Annotated in this window: 17 protein-coding genes and 1 tRNA gene; 8 read left to right on the plus strand and 10 right to left on the minus strand. The window is 47.6% G+C overall.

What is annotated here, in order from left to right:
* The first annotated feature begins 71 nt into the window (after positions 1-71).
* Positions 72-956 (plus strand): CNNM domain-containing protein, encoded by an 885-nt coding sequence (locus NIES2104_RS11840; protein WP_082689973.1) that lies wholly within the window; start codon positions 72-74, stop codon positions 954-956.
* The gene (locus NIES2104_RS11845) at positions 949-1,857 is read left to right on the plus strand and encodes a folate-binding protein YgfZ (RefSeq protein WP_058998403.1); all 909 of its coding nucleotides are present in this window, start codon (positions 949-951) and stop codon (positions 1,855-1,857) included. The genes NIES2104_RS11840 and NIES2104_RS11845 overlap by 8 nt, the downstream gene beginning before the upstream one ends.
* A 106-nt stretch (positions 1,858-1,963) precedes the next feature.
* On the opposite strand, the gene NIES2104_RS11850 is transcribed toward NIES2104_RS11845, so the two are convergent.
* Complete coding sequence (locus NIES2104_RS11850; RefSeq protein ID WP_058998404.1) at positions 1,964-2,482, minus strand: DUF4330 domain-containing protein; 519 nt, start codon at positions 2,480-2,482, stop codon at positions 1,964-1,966.
* A 184-nt stretch (positions 2,483-2,666) separates the two neighbouring features.
* Between NIES2104_RS11850 and NIES2104_RS11855 the strand changes: the two genes are divergently transcribed.
* Positions 2,667-3,497 (plus strand): M48 family metallopeptidase, encoded by an 831-nt coding sequence (locus NIES2104_RS11855; RefSeq protein ID WP_058998405.1) that lies wholly within the window; start codon positions 2,667-2,669, stop codon positions 3,495-3,497.
* A gap of 61 nt (positions 3,498-3,558) precedes the next feature.
* Here NIES2104_RS11855 and NIES2104_RS11860 read toward each other — a convergent pair whose 3' ends face one another.
* Positions 3,559-4,314: a metallophosphoesterase family protein gene (locus NIES2104_RS11860; protein ID WP_058998406.1), complete on the minus strand. Its 756-nt coding sequence runs from the start codon at positions 4,312-4,314 to the stop codon at positions 3,559-3,561.
* A 147-nt stretch (positions 4,315-4,461) separates the two neighbouring features.
* On the minus strand, positions 4,462-5,184 hold the full coding sequence (locus NIES2104_RS11865; RefSeq protein WP_058998407.1) for a DUF1995 family protein: 723 nt from the start codon (positions 5,182-5,184) through the stop codon (positions 4,462-4,464).
* A gap of 74 nt (positions 5,185-5,258) precedes the next feature.
* Between NIES2104_RS11865 and NIES2104_RS11870 the strand changes: the two genes are divergently transcribed.
* Entirely contained in the window at positions 5,259-6,155 is an 897-nt protein-coding gene (locus NIES2104_RS11870; protein WP_058998408.1) for a class II fructose-bisphosphate aldolase, read from the plus strand.
* A 50-nt stretch (positions 6,156-6,205) separates the two neighbouring features.
* On the opposite strand, the gene NIES2104_RS11875 is transcribed toward NIES2104_RS11870, so the two are convergent.
* Complete coding sequence (locus tag NIES2104_RS11875; protein WP_058998409.1) at positions 6,206-7,201, minus strand: vitamin K epoxide reductase family protein; 996 nt, start codon at positions 7,199-7,201, stop codon at positions 6,206-6,208.
* Positions 7,202-7,404: 203 nt separating this feature from the next.
* On the opposite strand from NIES2104_RS11875, the gene NIES2104_RS11880 reads away from it, so the two are divergent.
* Positions 7,405-7,477: transfer RNA gene (locus tag NIES2104_RS11880), tRNA-Phe, on the plus strand.
* Here NIES2104_RS11880 and NIES2104_RS32365 read toward each other — a convergent pair.
* Positions 7,451-7,801 carry a hypothetical protein gene (locus tag NIES2104_RS32365; RefSeq protein WP_192843577.1) on the minus strand — a complete coding sequence of 117 codons (351 nt, stop codon included), beginning with the start codon at positions 7,799-7,801 and terminating at the stop codon, positions 7,451-7,453. The two genes, NIES2104_RS11880 and NIES2104_RS32365, sit on opposite strands and share 27 nt — an antisense overlap.
* A gap of 60 nt (positions 7,802-7,861) precedes the next feature.
* Here NIES2104_RS32365 and NIES2104_RS11885 point away from each other — a divergent pair, with 60 nt between their 5' ends.
* Positions 7,862-8,383 (plus strand): hypothetical protein, encoded by a 522-nt coding sequence (locus NIES2104_RS11885; RefSeq protein WP_058998410.1) that lies wholly within the window; start codon positions 7,862-7,864, stop codon positions 8,381-8,383.
* Between the two features lie 304 nt (positions 8,384-8,687).
* On the opposite strand, the gene NIES2104_RS31720 is transcribed toward NIES2104_RS11885, so the two are convergent.
* The gene (locus NIES2104_RS31720) at positions 8,688-9,113 is read right to left on the minus strand and encodes a hypothetical protein (protein WP_156426929.1); all 426 of its coding nucleotides are present in this window, start codon (positions 9,111-9,113) and stop codon (positions 8,688-8,690) included.
* 596 nt (positions 9,114-9,709) lie between these two features.
* Between NIES2104_RS31720 and NIES2104_RS11895 the strand changes: the two genes are divergently transcribed.
* Positions 9,710-14,770, plus strand: coding sequence for a phage tail tip lysozyme (locus NIES2104_RS11895; RefSeq protein ID WP_058998412.1), 5,061 nt, complete (start codon positions 9,710-9,712; stop codon positions 14,768-14,770).
* Here the strand turns inward: NIES2104_RS11895 and NIES2104_RS11900 are convergent.
* The 3 genes from NIES2104_RS11900 to NIES2104_RS11910 all read right to left on the minus strand — a co-directional run bounded on the left by NIES2104_RS11900 (position 14,767) and on the right by NIES2104_RS11910 (position 15,684).
* Positions 14,767-15,117, minus strand: a complete 351-nt coding sequence (locus tag NIES2104_RS11900) for a hypothetical protein (protein ID WP_058998413.1) — start codon at positions 15,115-15,117, stop codon at positions 14,767-14,769. The genes NIES2104_RS11895 and NIES2104_RS11900 overlap by 4 nt on opposite strands.
* Before the next feature lie 146 nt (positions 15,118-15,263).
* Positions 15,264-15,473, minus strand: coding sequence for a hypothetical protein (locus tag NIES2104_RS11905; protein ID WP_058998414.1), 210 nt, complete (start codon positions 15,471-15,473; stop codon positions 15,264-15,266).
* A 10-nt stretch (positions 15,474-15,483) separates the two neighbouring features.
* Entirely contained in the window at positions 15,484-15,684 is a 201-nt protein-coding gene (locus tag NIES2104_RS11910; RefSeq protein ID WP_058998415.1) for a hypothetical protein, read from the minus strand.
* Positions 15,685-15,692: 8 nt separating this feature from the next.
* On the opposite strand from NIES2104_RS11910, the gene NIES2104_RS31725 reads away from it, so the two are divergent.
* On the plus strand, positions 15,693-15,830 hold the full coding sequence (locus tag NIES2104_RS31725; RefSeq protein ID WP_156426930.1) for a hypothetical protein: 138 nt from the start codon (positions 15,693-15,695) through the stop codon (positions 15,828-15,830).
* On the opposite strand, the gene NIES2104_RS11915 is transcribed toward NIES2104_RS31725, so the two are convergent.
* A complete protein-coding gene (locus NIES2104_RS11915; RefSeq protein WP_058998416.1) occupies positions 15,827-16,093 on the minus strand; it encodes a hypothetical protein in 267 nt (88 codons plus the stop codon). The genes NIES2104_RS31725 and NIES2104_RS11915 overlap by 4 nt on opposite strands.
* Positions 16,094-16,915: the final 822 nt, after the last annotated feature.

Raw genomic sequence — 16,915 nt, forward strand, 5'->3', positions numbered from 1 at the left:
CTCAGTAATCTTTACATTAAGATTCCCAAAAACTGAATTCTTACTGTTTTAAATTCATTGGAGAACTTATTTTGACGACGCTAGAGACTTTTGAAATTGAAACGGCTGAAACTTTAGTAAGATTAGCGATTCTGCTACTTTTTGTGGTTTTTGTCGCGTTTTTTGTCGCAGCGGAATTATCGATCGTGTCTGCATCCAAAGGCGAAATTGATTCACTCGCAAGACAAAGCAACAATCCAGGAACTCAGAAAGCGGCTCAACTGGTTCAAAAAGCACAGAACAATTTAGGGCAGTATCTTTCGGTTACTCAAACCGGAACGACTGCCGGAAGTCTGCTACTCGGATGGATCGGTGAAGGTGCAACGGTGCATTGGATTGAACCTTGGATTCGATTGCTGCCGATTCCGCCCGTTTCCGCAATGATTACGACGCATACAATCGCAACCGCGATCGCGTTTCTTATTGTCACGTATATTGAAATCGTATTAGGTGAACTGGTTCCGAAAGTACTAGCCGCTCATGAACCAGAAAAAACCGCACTATTATTAATTCGTCCGCTTCAGATTTGTTCTTATTTATTCTTTCCAGCGTTAGTGATTTTGAATGCAACCGTGCGACTATTGACCGGATGGATTACGGATCGCGATCGCATTTCAGAAGATGAATTCATTCGCAAAGATGAGTACTCAGTGTTAGTTTCTGGAACGGCTGATATTTCAACCTTGAACGAACAATTAAATCTCAGCTTGCCTGCGAGTGATGCGTACCGAACTGCGGCGGGCTTTATGATTCATCATTTGAAAGGAGTTCCGTCAACGGGCGATCGCTTACAGTGGGGCGAATTAGAGTTTGAAGCGACCCGCGTGGTAGAAAATCAGATAGAAACGCTGTTGTTACGCCAAGTGACTCGCCCGCTCGAACTCGAAAAAACTCTAGCTGCAAGCTCCTATGATTAATTTCGATGTAGCATTTTACGATCGCTCTCACTGGGGACGCATCTCAGTTACCGATAGCGATCGCCTCAATTTCCTACACAATCAAACGACGAATACTTTCAAGCTCAGAAAACCGGGTGAGGGTTGCGATACGGTTGTGCTCACTTCAACCGCAAGAACGATCGATCTAGTCACGGCTTACATTCTCGATGATTCTGTCTTGCTATTGGTTTCACCGGAAATGAATGGAAAGATCATTAGCTTTCTCGATCGCTATATCTTCTTTGCAGACAAGGTGAAGCTCGAAGACATCACCGAACAAACCGCAACATTCAGCTTACTCGGTGCGAAAAGTCACGAAATTGTAAAATCGCTTGGTGCTGAAAATCTGATTAATCAACCTTATGGAACTCATTGCGAAGTCAAAGGCATTCAGATTGCAGTTGGAAATGAATTAGCGATCGAAGGCTATACCTTGATCGGCGATAAAGCGATCGATCTGAAACAAAAACTGATCGATTCAGGCGTAACCGAAATCGACCATTCAACCTGGGAAAACCTCCGAATCGAACAAGGTCGCCCGATGCCCGGATCTGAATTGACCGAAGACTACAATCCATTAGAAGCGGGATTGTGGCACACGATCTCATTCAACAAAGGCTGTTACATCGGACAAGAAACGATCGCCCGTCTCGATACTTACAACGGCGTAAAACAGCAACTCTGGGGAATTAAGCTTAATCAGTCTGTTGAACCTGGAGCGATCGTCAAACTCGATGATGAAAAAGTCGGTGTAATGACTAGCGTTTCAGACTCAATCGGGCTTGCCTACATTCGCACCAAAGCAGGAGGAGCAGGCTTAACCGTCGATTTAGGTGAAGTTGTCGATCTCCCGTTTTTGACACACCAGAAACAAAGCTAGAAAAACTGAGAATGTCGAAGCTTCAGCTTTCCTACTCAGTAGAAATGTTGAAGCTTCTTCAATATTTTAGGCAAACTGCCAAAATCCTAAAGCGAGAATCACAGTCCTATGATTTCTTGAGCCGGATCGCCACAACGCTACTAGCAAAGTTATACATCGGACCATCTAGCTCGATCGTGGTTCCGACTTTGACCTTCTCCGCTCCTAACACAGGTGTCCCCTCCACCACCGGAACCTCATTCGCCAGCGTCAGCATCATATCTGTCGTCAAAGCTAGTTCCGGTCGTGGATCAGGAAACACCTTCAGCGTTCCATTCGGCTGAGGAGTCGCAACCGTTCGCGGCAAAAACTTAATTTCTGTGACCTTTGCCGTTCCCGAAGGCTGTTTCCGCACCAAGATGTTCGTTGTATCTCCAGTTCGGAAAATCTCTTTAGGATTCGTGGTCAAGAGACCTCGCACGACCACATCAACCTCGACGGGTTGCCGCGTCCCTTGAGCGACTGAACCCGATGCCCCTGGAAACACAAAAATTCCAAACACCACGAGCAAAATCACCAAGGCTGCACCCACATCCAGAATGCTGACCTTGCCAAAGAGCCGACCTTGAGAATCCACGATAGCCATAGTTATGCTTGATCTAAATGTCTTGTGCGTTGATCTGGATTAATCGTCAATCCTTGATCAACGCCTGTCAAGAGTAGCACGACTCAACGAAGCGATCGAGCAATTTTCCCCAAGCGCGATCGCAACTAATTCGAGCCAAGCTTCGTCTTGCACAAAAGCGCCTCACGCATTTTTCACTCGTCCTATGATTACAAAAACACTGCGCCGCCGTTGGTTGTATCCCGTTTTATCGATCGTCATGGTTGCCGGAATCGCGTTTGGGCAACCGTTAGTCGCTCAGGCAATCTCCTGGGGAGATTTGATCCGGGGTGGAATTCAAATTGTTCAAGGCATTCAGCTTTCTCGCCTCAATGATGCTCAGGAGACTGATCTCGGTCGCCAAATTAATACGCAATTAACCAGCCGAGAAGTCCGAATTGTTCGCGATCCCGCTTTAACCGCTTATGTAAACGAGATCGGTCAAAGACTCGCGGCAAATAGTACGCGATCCAATATTCAATATACGTTCCAGGTCGTTGATCAAAATAGCATCAATGCTTTTGCGACGATGGGCGGGTTTGTCTATGTCCATCGCGGTCTTCTCACCGCTGCGGACAATGAAGCACAAGTTGCGAGTGTGATTGGTCACGAGATTGGACATATCGCTGGAAAACATGCCTTGAAACAAATGCGCCAAACGGCGATTCAGCAAGGACTTCTAGCAGCCGGAGGACTCGATCGCAGTACTGCTGTCAATCTTGGCGTTCAAGTTGCGCTTCGCTTACCCAATAGCCGCCGTGATGAGTACGAAGCGGATGAACTCGGAGTTCGGATGCTAGGACGTACAGGGTATGCTCAATCTGAAGCGGTTGCCTTCATGCGGAAACTGCTGAATTCTTCGTCTCCGCCTACATTCCTAGCAAATCACCCAGCAACGTCCGATCGCATTACTCGTCTCAATCAGCTAATTTCCCAAAATCCCGCTTCTGGACGGGCTGGAACCGATTCTGCAAGCTACCGGGCACGCTTACGTTAAACAGGTCAATCTTCTCCAATGTGGGACGGTCGTCTCGACCGTCCCCATTTTTTTGCAGAAATCACATCTTCAGGGCTTGCCGTTTCCCACGTCGTTGCGGTTCCACAGGCATTGTCACTTCACTCAAGGGCACAGTCCGCACTTGATTGGTGTACACATTTGCCTGATAAACCTGCTGGCTATTGATTTCTAATGCAGTCAGCCAACCGCTTTTTGGATGGTACGCTCCAGTATCGATACCGAGCCAGCCTCTTCCTTGCGCGATCGCTCCCGGTGCGACTCCTTGAAACGTGAACGTAATCGTGTGCCCGGTAATAATGGTTTTATCCGTAAAATAAGGACGAGCCGAACTGTGGAACTGATCGCGAATCCAGCAAAATTCAGCATAGCCTTGCTGCTCGATCGGTAACTCCGGATTCACGCCTGCATGAACTAACCAGACATCGCCTAAATCCAGATAAATCGGCAGGGTGCGAATCCACTCGACGTGCTTCACGAGCAATTCCACATCCACATAACTTGCAACCGTTGCCCTTCCGCCACTCTGTAACCATGCCTGAAGTGCGGGTGCGTAAACCTGCCCATTCGGAAAAGCTTCAAGCAGCAAATGTTCGTGATTTCCTAATAGCGATTGGTAAGGGCTGTCTTTGACAAATTCAATCACTTGGCAGCTTTGCGGACCGCGATCGATCAAATCGCCCAAAAAATAAACCTGATCATCGGCACCGGGAGCGATCGTATTGAGCAACGTCATCAGCCCTTCATAGTGACCATGCACATCACCAATCACAATTCGACGTGAGGGTTGTTGACTCATGCGATCGTCCTTCGGAAACGGGTTAAGACTTGAAATTAAACACTAGAACCCGCGTACACGAGTCTGAGCGTATGCCACAATTATGCCCCGTCCATCCTCATCTGTGACGGGAATCTACAGGATTATTACTTTTGCCAAATGCTTTCTTCATCTTCCCAATGCTTTAAGAAACTGCTGAAACCCCGCAAATAGTCCAGGCTTCGCGCTCTGTCCTAAAACTCCGGCAAAAATTTCGTCTAAACGTTCAGAATCCGGGCGCTCTTGCTCTTCTGCAATCAACTGATACTCACCGTCCGGCGCATACCAAACCTGCCACGGAGCCGGATAGCAGCGCAAAACTGCCGACTGATCATCGAGCGGACGCAGATAATAACAAGGCTCGATCGTATCTAAAAATCGCTGCCGGAGTTGCCGTCCTGCGTAGCCAATTCCAATCGTTGCGACATCTTCTAGTCTTGGATTGAGCAAAATCACCGGACGTTCTCCAACAACGCTACAAATCTGCTCAACCGGACTCACTTCAACCGAACTCGGTGCCACAAACACATAGATTTCGTCTTCCGGATCAACCTGCTCTTCAACAGGAGTCGTTTGCCGCGATCCTGCCACATCCAAGCTGCGAATCGGATGCGGAATCTCGCCCCAATCGCGTTTCGCCAAGGCTGCAATTCCCGAATCAGTAAAAAACAGTTTCAAGCCTGCACCCCGATCGTGAAAAGTCGAAATGAATTTTTGGGCGATCGGCATCGCTTTCAGTTCAGGAAACACGAGTTCTACCTGTAATCGCGTGTAACCTGCGGCAAGTGCAGCTTGCGTCGCGCTCTGTGCTTGCGCGATCGCGTCATCTAAAGTGTTTGGAAGTTCCGGCATATCGTTTTGTGTTAAACGGCAGAATTCAAGTGGAGCTTGTCGTACAATGCCTTATTTTAAGGGAATTGCGGCTCATGCTGACTTCAACCAGCGAACTTCTAGAAACAGCACGACGAAATATTTACGCGATCGGCGCGTTCAATGTCTACAACCTCGAAGGAGTCAAAGCAGTTGTCAGTGCAGCCGAAGTCAGTCAGAGTCCCGCAATGCTACAACTTCATCCCAGCGCTCTAAAATACGGCAATACTCCGCTAGTTGCACTGTGTTTAGAAGCGGCAGAAGCAGCATCCGTTCCGATTTCTGTTCATTTGGATCACAGCACTTCGGTCAAAGATATCGATCGCGTTCTTCAAGAAGGCGTGCGATCGATTATGGCGGACGGTTCACCGATGCCGTATGAGAAAAATCTCGAATTCACCCGCGACATGACGCGATTGGCGCATTCGTATCATGCGATCGTCGAAGCCGAAATTGGACGCATCAGCGGCACAGAAGATGGATTAACGATCGCGGAAAAAGAAGCCAAAATGACTGATCCACAGCAAGCGGTGGAATTTGTCCAAGCAACGAATGTGGATGCGTTGGCAGTGACGATCGGAAACGTTCATGGAGAATACAAAAATCCGCCGCGTCTCGATTTTCCCCGATTAGAACGCATTCGGAATCTGATCGAAATCCCGCTCGTCCTGCATGGTGCATCAGGATTGCCACCAGAAATGATTGCTCGATCGATTCAACTCGGTGTGTGCAAATTCAACGTCAATACTGAAGTGCGTCAGGCTTATATGCAGGCGTTGAAAAATGAAATCTGCGGACAGGACAACAAGGATTTACTCGAAGTCACCGGAGAAGCGATCGCTGCAATGCAAGACGTGATTATCGAGAAATTAGAACTCTTTGGCTCTGTCGGTAAAGCTCATCTGCATGAAACACCTTATGCGACGATGTTAGCGACTGCGGCATATCAATAAACAAAAAGGGAGCCGAATTAAGGCTCCCTCTCAATTAGCGGTTCGTGCAATTAAGGCTGTCTACACGTTTTAAATTGATTCTTAAAGTTTTGCGGTCCTTGATAACCGGATGCTTCTGCTAACTGCTGCAACGTTTGTCGCCCACTAAAGAATCGTCCATTAATTTGCCAAGTCGGGAATCCTGCTCTTTGTCCTAACTGCTTCTCTGCCTCACCTAACACACGCTGACAGGTTTCAGTTTGAACATCTTTTCCGCCTTCCGCACATTCCACATACGGAATGTCAGCGACTGCTTCTTTCCCAAACAATTCTTTTTGTTCACAGCAGTGTGGACACCAGTAAGCGGCATACATTCCCGCGCCCGTCTGCTTCAAATGCCGCGCTAACTGAGTTTCTGCGTCTCCAGAGGTGTTCTCAATTAGAAAATACGGATTGCCCTGAGCATCTGAAATCGTCGTTGCATTCACTGGAGCCTGTCCTACCGAAGCGCCCCAAGCAAGCGTTCCAATTAGCGTGACAATTCCTACGATCGATCCCAAAAATACCAACTGTCCGCGATCGTTCCAATCCCGCCCAATCAGCGTCAAGACAAACATCAAAGTCGCAAACGTCGCAGAAGCGAGACAGAAATAGCAAATCCCGTTCACCCCAAACTGCGACACGAATTTGGAGAACATGATGTACATCAAATAGCCGCTAAACAGCAGCATTGCCGTTGCACCTGCAAACAACAGCAACCAAGTATTATTTTCTAAATTCGTCCGGAGTGATTTTTTCTCTTCTGGATTGACTGCGAGTGGAGCCAGTGCAAACCCTGCCATTGCCAAATATGCCAATAAGCCATACAGCGATAAGGGCAAGCCGAATAAAACAGCATAGGGACTCTCTAGCACTCGTTCGCACCCGGTTGTGGGACAGGCGACGACGGTATTCGACAATTTATTAAAGGTAATGTAGCCCGTATTGAGAATGCCGAGAATGGCGATCGCGGCAATCAACAGACGAGAGTTGCGATAAATCCAGGGGGTAGAACGTCGGCGGGTCATAAGCTAGTTTCAATGAGAGTGGCTCTGTACTCTATCAGGGTAACGGCTGCAAGGGCGACTTGTGATCTGTTGTCTATTCTGGCTGAATTTGGTGCGATCGCAGCGTTTCTTTTAATGAATGGCGATCGGCTCGACAAGTTTCTTGAAGAATTGACTTGCAAAGTGGCGCATCTTTTGTTACTTTGATTAAGCACCAAAAACGCGCCGGGATAGCTCAGTTGGTAGAGCAGAGGACTGAAAATCCTCGTGTCACGAGTTCAAGTCTCGTTCCTGGCATTGGTTCCAACCCTTCAAACAGAGAGCGTGAGCAGGATGTGAGCAAGGAACCGAAGCACAACTGAATAAGCAAAACGCGATATCGATCGCGCATCCAGTTTTCAGACAGGAGCGATCGGCACCGTAAATTTCGTGTGTGAGAAAGCCTGTATTAGTAGGCTCGGATCTCTTTATAGCGGTTCTCACACACAGTTCTGATATGAAAAAGCTCGATCGCTGAAGCTCGATCGCTGAAGCTCGAAAAATGACTCGATCGCTCTCTTCAATTGCACTCAAATGTGCAAAACCCCACTTACCGAAGCCGCAATAAAAAAACCGTCCCACAAGCAGACGGCATCCAGTTCATAAGAGCGATCGTACTAACTGAAATAGTTCGCCTGTATCATGAGTCTTGTACAGGCGTTATGTGTTGCGGTCATGGCAGTTCGGCATCGCGATCGACGGGAACAAGATTTAACTGAGATAGCGCGGCGTTACCTCATGGGTGAAACGCAAAGTACGATCGCTGAATCTCTCAAGGTGAGCCAACAGACGATCAGCGCGGATATGAAGCTGATTCGTAAACGCTGGCGGGATTCATCCATTCGTGACTTCGACGAGGCGATCGCTGTTGAACTCGCAAAAATCGATTTAGTTGAAGCCGAATTCTGGGAGCAGTGGGAAAAATCAAAACTCCCGAAGCAAGTCAAGAAGAATGAGAAAGCGGACGGCTTCACAAAACAAACCACGATCGAGGAAACGAAATGCGGCAACCCTGCTTTTTTGGCGGGTGTCTTAAATTGCATCGATCGTAGATGTCGCTTGCTCGGTCTGGATTCTGAGATCAAATATCAGGACTTAACGACAGCGATCGCTAAAGTCATCCAGGCAGGTTTCAAAGTTGAACAGAGCGATCGAGCAAACTGAAACCGAGCAAAGCGAATCGATCGTTGATGAATTGAGGGTCGATCCAGATGGAATCGGACGATCGAGTATTCGTGGTGTCGCTCGAATGGTTGGAATTAGCGATTCTGTTCTGGTTCGGGTGTTTCAAGGTGCTGATCTGAATCCCTCGAAACTGGCTCAAATGCTTATGGATGTTGGGTTTTCGTCTGCTGATCTAGCTGATTTTTCCAAGAACGGCATTCCCGATCGCGCCATTGCAATCATCGTCGAATACTACGCATTCGAGGCAGGGCGATATTGCTCAACATTGAGCAAAACTCGTGAATTACCCGATCGTCCAAAGTTTCGAGCAATCCCGGCAGAAATATCTCTGCGATCGACTTCCATCCCGTCGAAGCTTTCCGCGTCCTTCCCGTCGAATGGCACTGCTTTCACAAACAGGACACAACGGCTTATCACCGTCTTGAACGTCCAAACGTACCGAAGATTCTTTAGAGGCACGTTGTAGACGATTCTGAGAGGACGTTTTCGAGAGGGTTTGGAGAATTTCACCGATTTGATGTTCGATCGCGCTGATTCTGTCATTTAGTGGACTGGACTTTTCAGCGGCGGGAACTTCTCCCCCAATAGAAAACCATTCAACGAACTGAACGATCGCACTGCTCGAAGTGGTTCCCCGTCGATCGCATTCTTGACGAAACGAATTCCAGCGATCGTCATCAAGCCGAAAATTCCGCATCGGTTGAGACATAACTTTTGTCTTTACGAAATGACTTACATATAGTACAGGCGATCGTCATGCAGATGTAAGACTGTCTCATCTGTTCGATTGCGACTCAAAGCGAGAAAAATCATAAGTGTCGCTAATTAGTACAAATACTCTCCTCCTTGCGAGTACCTTTATCCTACGAGTCGAAAGTTAATCCGTATTTAGTCCAATTACGCCATTTTTAGTCCAGAGTTTTGATGAGTGGACTAATTAACGCTCAAAAACATTGCTATATATGAATCTCAGATTTGAGAATTTGATTGATGTACTGCTATATCGGCAGAACTTCACCGCATCAGTCCTAAAATTCTGGACTTCTCGACGGCTACGATCGTTGTACAGAAAGCATTCCACCGATTTGAGGTACTTTGTGAGTCTGGACTAAAGACGATCGCGCTCAGTCCAACGGGTGAGCGATCGAGAATATCGGTTCAACTTATCAATTGCGACATAACTCGAAGTGACTTCGACAAAGAAAAAGCCGATCGCTTTTCATGACGAGAGCGATCGGCTTGCTTAGTGATACTCAGTAGCCAGTACGCCTAAGATAGCAGTACGTGTGTTCCTTAGTAGTCAAAATGTCAAACTCTCAAATCGCTTCCGTCTCGATCGAGGCAATTCTCAACTGGCAGAAGTTCGATCGCGATCTTGCCGCATTAAACAAGCGGGCAGAGCGCAATGCGATCAACGTGGCGGTGAAATTCAAAGCAGACACCGCACAACTCCGAAACGAGATCCGATCGCTCTCAAATCAGTCTGTTGAATTAAAACTACGGGTCAATCCTGCGTCCGCTGCAAATCAGGTGCAAAGTTTTATTCGATCGAATTCAAACAACGCGCTGAATATTCCTGTTAATGCTCAGACAAAGCCAGCACAGCAAGCGATCGGACAATTCTCGAACAACCTTCCAAAACTGAACCAAGTCTTAAACGTTGCCACGTCTACCGCATCCTCGCAGGTCGGAACCTTCACAAAATCGGCAGCGATTCAGATGACGGGAATGGGAGCGGCGGCGGGGGGAGCGATCGGGGTCGCAATTTCAGCGGCGATCGTCGGGGTCGGGGTCGGTATCAACGAAATTCAGAAAGTCTTCACCGAAGCGAACACCCAATTGGATACACTCCGTAGTGGCATCCGAGATTTAACACTTGATGCTGGAAAAGCCGTATTCGACATTGGGGCACGATTTGAAGCCAACGTCATCACCTTCGATACCCTGTTCAAGCGGTTCGATCGCAAGGGTGAGGACTTCATTAGAGAGGTGCAAGATTTCGCGATTCGGACTCCGTTTTCTCAAGAAAACGCAATTAACAGCAGTCGATTTCTCGCAGGGGCGGGATTGACTCCAGAAAAAACGTTAGGAGTCTCGCGTCAAATTGCCGATATTGCCAGTGCATCGGGCGATCGTGGGTCAGAAAACTTTGAGAGCCTATCTCGCACTTATGCGAAGATTCAGGCACGTGGAAAAGCGGACGCACGATCGCTTCAAGAATTCGCCACACGCGGCGTTGACATGATCGGAGCGATCGCTGAAGTATCCGGTAAAACTCGGCAAGAAATTATTCAACTCACCCGTGAGGGGAAAGTCGGAATTGATGCGATCGATGCTGGACTTAAAAACCTAACCGGAGAGGGCGGCGCGTTTGCAGGACTGAGCGATCGACTGTCGCAAAGCCTCGGTGGGATTCTCTCTAATATTCAGGATGCTGGAATTGCAACCGCACAAAATATTTACAGTGCCTACTCTCCAGCGATTCTCAAAATCGCAGAAGGCTTTCAAAATGCCGTCAGTGGAATCGGACGCGATCCAGCAATTCTTGGAATGTTGGCAGAATCCGCAGATCGCATCAAATCAACCTTTGAGCTAAATCCCCAATTTCTCGAAACGCTCAAATCTGGAATGACAGAACTCGCGACGGGCGGACTCAGGATCGTGACGGATTTGGCGGAAAAGTTTACAGGATATCTCGCTCAAAATCCCGAAGTGATCAATCGCATCGTGCAGCTACTCACCCTCATGGGTCAAAACATGGCGCGGGATTTAGAACGTGACTTGCAGCGCAAAGAAGCAATTCTTTCGTGGGGGATTGCGGTCGAATCGTTCCAACAAAAGATGCAGCCTGCCTATGATGCGTTAAACCAATTTCAAATCGGAGTATTGGAAACAGGTACACGATTTATCAACTGGATTCAGTCTGGAGACGAATCAGCCAGAGCATTCGATCGGGTCAGTGCGACAGTCTTAGGGATTCTCTCTCCAGCATCAGCGGCAATTACGCTGTTTAGCCAAATGTCTCGAATCGGAGATGAAATCAATCGCGCAGCAAAGTTAATTTCTTCCACGATTTCTGGTGATTGGAGTGCTGGACTGAGAGTGGCACAAGGAATCAACAATGCAATTTTGGGAAGCTTTCGAGGGATCGGCAGTGCGATCAACGGCATCGTCAAAACAATGTCAGAAAAGTTAAATCCGGTCACTCAGGGGTTTAGCAACATTTGGAACCAAGTCAGTTCAACAACTCAATTTATTCTGAACAGGGTCTTAGATGGATTCCTGAAACGAATTGGAGCGATCGGCAACAAATTAAGAGAGCTACTAGGCTTAGGCGGATCTCAAGACAATGCGGATTCGGGTGGCAATGCAGGAACCGGAGAAACGATCGCTTTCAAAGGAGTGCAAGTTACATCTGCCGTTGATGCTTCTGGGGAACCAGGGCTTGATTATGTGGTGAGTGATGGTAAGAGAGGCGCGAAATTCGGCTCACTCACCGATGGAAGAGTAATCAAAGTTGTCAGCAATCAAAATTGGGAAACCAATTTAGAAAGCAATCCCGGTGGGCGAAGAGGTTATGGAAACCAAGTCATTGTAAGAACGATCGATAAAATCACAGGTCAAGCAGTCGATGTCCTGTACGCTCATCTTGATAAAGTTTTAGTGCAAGAAGGTGAATCGATCGGCATTGGAACTGTTTTAGGAACGCAAGGACGAACCGGATCAACCACGGGCGCTCATGTATCAGTTGATTTCTTTGGCAAGGATTCTAATTCAACAACGCCTGCCGCAATTGCGATGCGCGATCGCTTGGCAAGGATTCTCGCAAACAATCCAAGTCTGTTGAATGGGCAGATTCAAAGACAGGCTCAATCACAGCCAACTCAGCAGCGATCGCAATCTTCTCCAAATCTAGTTGGGACAGTGGCAGGATTTGATCCGAATCGAATTAATCGATCGGTTCAGCTTCTTATGCAGCAAGGGTTGTCTCCGTTAGGCGCAGCAATGCTAACAGGTTCATTCATGCAAGAATCGGGACTCAATCCTAAAGCTGACAACGGAACACACATCGGTTTAATGCAATGGGATAAGCGGCATCGCGCTCGAAATATGCCTCGCAATGATTTCGATGGACAGGTGAAGTACGCAGTCATCGAAGGAATGCAAGATCGACCCGATTCCATCCGCACGTTAAAAAATCCGAATGCGACTCGTCAAGAAGTCGAACAAGCGATCCGCAATATGACGCGATACGGACCGGGTGAGGAGAAATCACGATTCCAATACGGCGCGGAAATTTATCGTCAAATGGGTAGTTCGTCTGTTCGATCGCCTGCTCAAACAGTCGCTCCTCGTACATCGATGACGGTGTATGACGGCAACGGTAAGCCGATGACGTTGAACGCAACTCGTACCAACAGCGATTTTGCACCCACGGGCGAAGCTGTAGACGGTGACGATATCTTTCAGGATGGCGATCCGAATAAGGCTCAAAATGCTTTGAATTCACGATTTGGCAAGGAATATCAGGCATTGCAAGAGAGAATTCGATCGGACAATCGAGCGATCGATCGCGATGCCCAAATCGTTCAAGAACTGCGACAAGAACGCTGGACACAAGAAGATCGACGCATCCAGCAAGAAAGGGCACTTTCTGACGAAAGACTCAACAGATCGCGGGTTCTGATTGACTCAGAAGACACAACGGCTCAATCACTTCATGAGTTGAGGACGCAACGGGTACAGATTCTTAGGCGAGATGAGGACGATCAGCGGCAATTATCCCGCCAAGTCGAAACTTACCAGTCTGCGCGGGAATTGAAGGTTAGAAGAAATCGCCTGCGTGGGAAATCTGAATCAGAAATCAAAGCGTTGCTCAATGATCCTGAGTTTGCCTCGGTTGAAGAACGCGATCGCTTAATGACTGAATTTAGAAGCGGCAAGCTGTTGGACGGATTAGATTCGTCTCCGGTTGACTTCACGAGAGCGATCGGGACTGTCCAACAAGCTCAAAAAATGCGGACTCAGATTCGAGATGAAGCGCTCGGAACTTTGCAGCTACAAGGGAATAAGTTAATTACCGATTCACTGAAGCGATCGCAATTGGAGGTAGGCGCTCTACCCTTGCGAGTGGCAGAGTATCGCGATCAGCTTGGGATTACGTCCCCACTTGAAAAGCACCGGACGGAGTTGGCAAAGCTGACGGCTGGGCAAGAAGAATTCGGGCGATCGACGAATACCACGATCGAGCGACTTCAAGCATTATCCGAAGCACCATTTACGACACCTGAGCAAAAAACACAGCTTCAGAACTTGATCGCAACGGCTCAACAGTCGGGTGAGACATTCAAGACTGCAACCGAATCTGCCAAACGGTACAAGGAAGCTTTATTTTTTAACGATCAATTGCAGTCTAGTATCGGACGCGATCGCGCTTTCTTAGAGGTTCGCAATCGGGCACTGAGCGCACGAACGGCAGATTTACAAATTTATTCGGGTGCATTTGGCAGATACGATCGCGCTGAGATTGAAGCCAATATCGCTCGATCAGATGTCAGAGTCGATTATCAACAGCAATTAGCGCAAATTCAGCGCTACAGGATCGAGGCAGAACAAAACCCGAATTCTGGATTTAGCACCAGTGTTCTTAATGAGATGGAGCGATTATCGGGTGAAGAACTGCAATCGAAGCTAAGATCGATTTCCCTGAACGTGAAAAACTTCTCCAACGAAATTCGAGATGATCTCACGAGTGGATTTACACAAGGATTTACCGATGTGCTGATGGGCGCGAAATCATTCGGAGATGCGATCGGGGATATCTTCAAAAATCTCGCGCAGAAGTTTATCTCAGTTGGGTTAAATTCCCTGTTCTCAAGTCTATTCGGCTCAATCTTCAATGGCGCTCCAATGTTTGCGGACGGTGGCTTGATTGAGCGATATGCGGACGGTGGCATCATTCCTGGTGTGCGATCGCGCAAAGACGATCAGTTAATCCTTGCTCAGAAAGGTGAAGCCGTACTGACTCACAAAGGGGTTGATTTGCTCGGAGAAACGGCAATTAACACATTGAATCGCGGCATTCTCCCCAAATTCGCCAATGGGGGAATGATTGGAAGCGGCATGATGCCGAACCTCCAATCGCGCATGATGCCAATGCGATCGTCTCAATTCCCTCGCAGTTTCAATGTCAACATTCAAACTAAATCGATCGCGGGTGAAGAATATGTCACTGTGTCCCAATTGCGAGATGTTGTAAGCGTTGTAACCCGACGAACCGAATCCTATGCGGATAATGCGGTATCGGGTCACGTCGAATCGATTCAGTCCTCACCCGGATATCGATCAAGTTTGGGGATGAGTTAGCGGAATTGAGGGCAGACACTTCGAGCAACAGCGGTGATTGCTGCTTGATAACCGTACACACGATCGCGACTTTGCCGAGAGAAGCCTTTAGTTTCTTTGGCGAGTCTTTCAGCAATTTGCTCATCGCTCGTTCCTTTGGCTCTTGTCTTGCAATACGATTCGATATCCTTGGCAATCAAGCTCGATTCGCGACTTTCAGCAAATGGGTGCTGAATCACGTCTAGAATTACGCGAACACTCGAAATATTGCTTCTCGAAACTGGAAACTCTGTTATGTCGATCGCTCTTGCTACTGGCGCAATCACCGCAATCCCAAGCAACGCTCCCAATGCAATCTTAATTCCCATCGTTTTTTTTTCTCCAGAACTCTCAAGGTTGTATCAGATCAAACGAGAGACATCATCTGATTCACCGAAATTTTACTTAGCAAAAACGTGCCAAAGAAAAAGCCGATCGAGAAATTCCCGATCGGCTTGCTCAGAAGAAAATTTGCTCAGATGGGCGATCGAGTGTATCGCTTCCCTTCACCCGGATAAACGATCGCTTTCAATTTGGTGCACTGCCAGATTAGATCGTCCACAGACAAGCCGAATCTTTCAGCATCCTGCTCGATCGCTTGCACATCGGTTTCGAGAATTTCCGCCAATTGCTCGATCGTGACTACGCCATGATTCGGAATCGTTGCGATCGAGATTCGGTACATTGATTTCCCGTTAATGCTCGGCAGTGTCGATCGTATTTGCTCTCAACTGCGCGACGAGTCTCTTTTCGCGCATTTGTCGATCGCACTCGTTAAGCTCTCGAACTTGTCGGGCGATCTCGCTTTCTTGTGGCGGTTTCGGGGTGAGTGCTTCGACTTGGGATTCTAATGCAGCAATGCGATCGAGCAATTCAGCTTCGGTTTTCTTGTCCATAAGAAGGTTTGTACTATTTCCATCCATTGTATCGATCGCCTGTATTTCCCGATGTTGGGAAAAAGGTCGATCGCTCTTGTCATCCGTGGAAGCGTTACCTAGTGGAGCGATCGAGTCTTTCCGGTGAAAAAGCTGTCATCCGTTAACGTCCTTGGCTGGCGATGTAATCAGCAAGAACATTTTGCAGCCGAACAAATCCTGCTCTCATTTCCGTGATTTGCTCGGTATTGAGCGCGATTTGCTCAGTATTTGCGGTGATTTGATGAGAGTTCGCCTCTACAGTTCGCTGCAATTGGTCTAGCTGTACCTGAGTTTGATTCTGGCGATTGGCTAATTGTGCGATCGCTAATACAGCGGTTTCGAGTGTTGCTTCAATGCGATCGAGTCGGTCTGGATTCGCTTGCGTCATCGTCGGTTTCTCCGGTGGGGTGATTCGTGATTGATTTTACGCGATCGGGCTAATTCTCGGAATCAGAGCGATCGGTTTCGTCTGTCGATTCGGTCTTCTTCGGTCTACCAGAATTAGCGCGTTTTCCGCCTCTAGGATCTCCCAGTGGTTCAGTGTCCATAGGAATTTCTCCGACTTGCTTAGTGTGCGACATCAATAAATTCTCAAGATATTTATTCGCTGAGATGTTGCTTTTCATTGCAAGTTTATCCAGAGCTTCTAAAAGCCGATCGTCAATTCTGAAGGCTCTGGTACTCCGAGGCATAGCGGGATTGCACATGATCGTTACCTAAATAAATTACTACTGATTCACATACTATCTTTATCTTCTTATCAATAGCAATACTAAAGAAATAAGTAAAACCTATCTATCAAAAATAATACTATTGATTTATATCCGTTGCGTAGTAAGGGTTATAGCAATAAACGCTTGATAAATAAATGCAATATCAATAGTATTGCTATTGTATTGCTATTGATTTATAACTGTAAGTGTCAGGCGGAGAGACAACCGCTTCGACGGGGTGAGCAGGACTCGCCAGAGTATCGAAGATACCAAGCCGAGAGGAAGCAGATCGGCACTACAGAACCATCACAATTCAGCACTGGCTAGGAACTTGAGTCTTAACGGATAGGGGGAGCGGTGCAAGATTCTACAAGATTTCAGCGATCGAGCTTCTGAACGAAGAAGCCGATCCGCTGGAATTTCCAGCCAATCAAAAAGCCGATCGCGTTGTTTGTCAGGACGTGCGATCGGCTCTAACCCCACTAACGAGGCATAAA

This window comes from Leptolyngbya sp. NIES-2104, assembly GCF_001485215.1.
Lineage (GTDB): Bacteria > Cyanobacteriota > Cyanobacteriia > Leptolyngbyales > Leptolyngbyaceae > Leptolyngbya.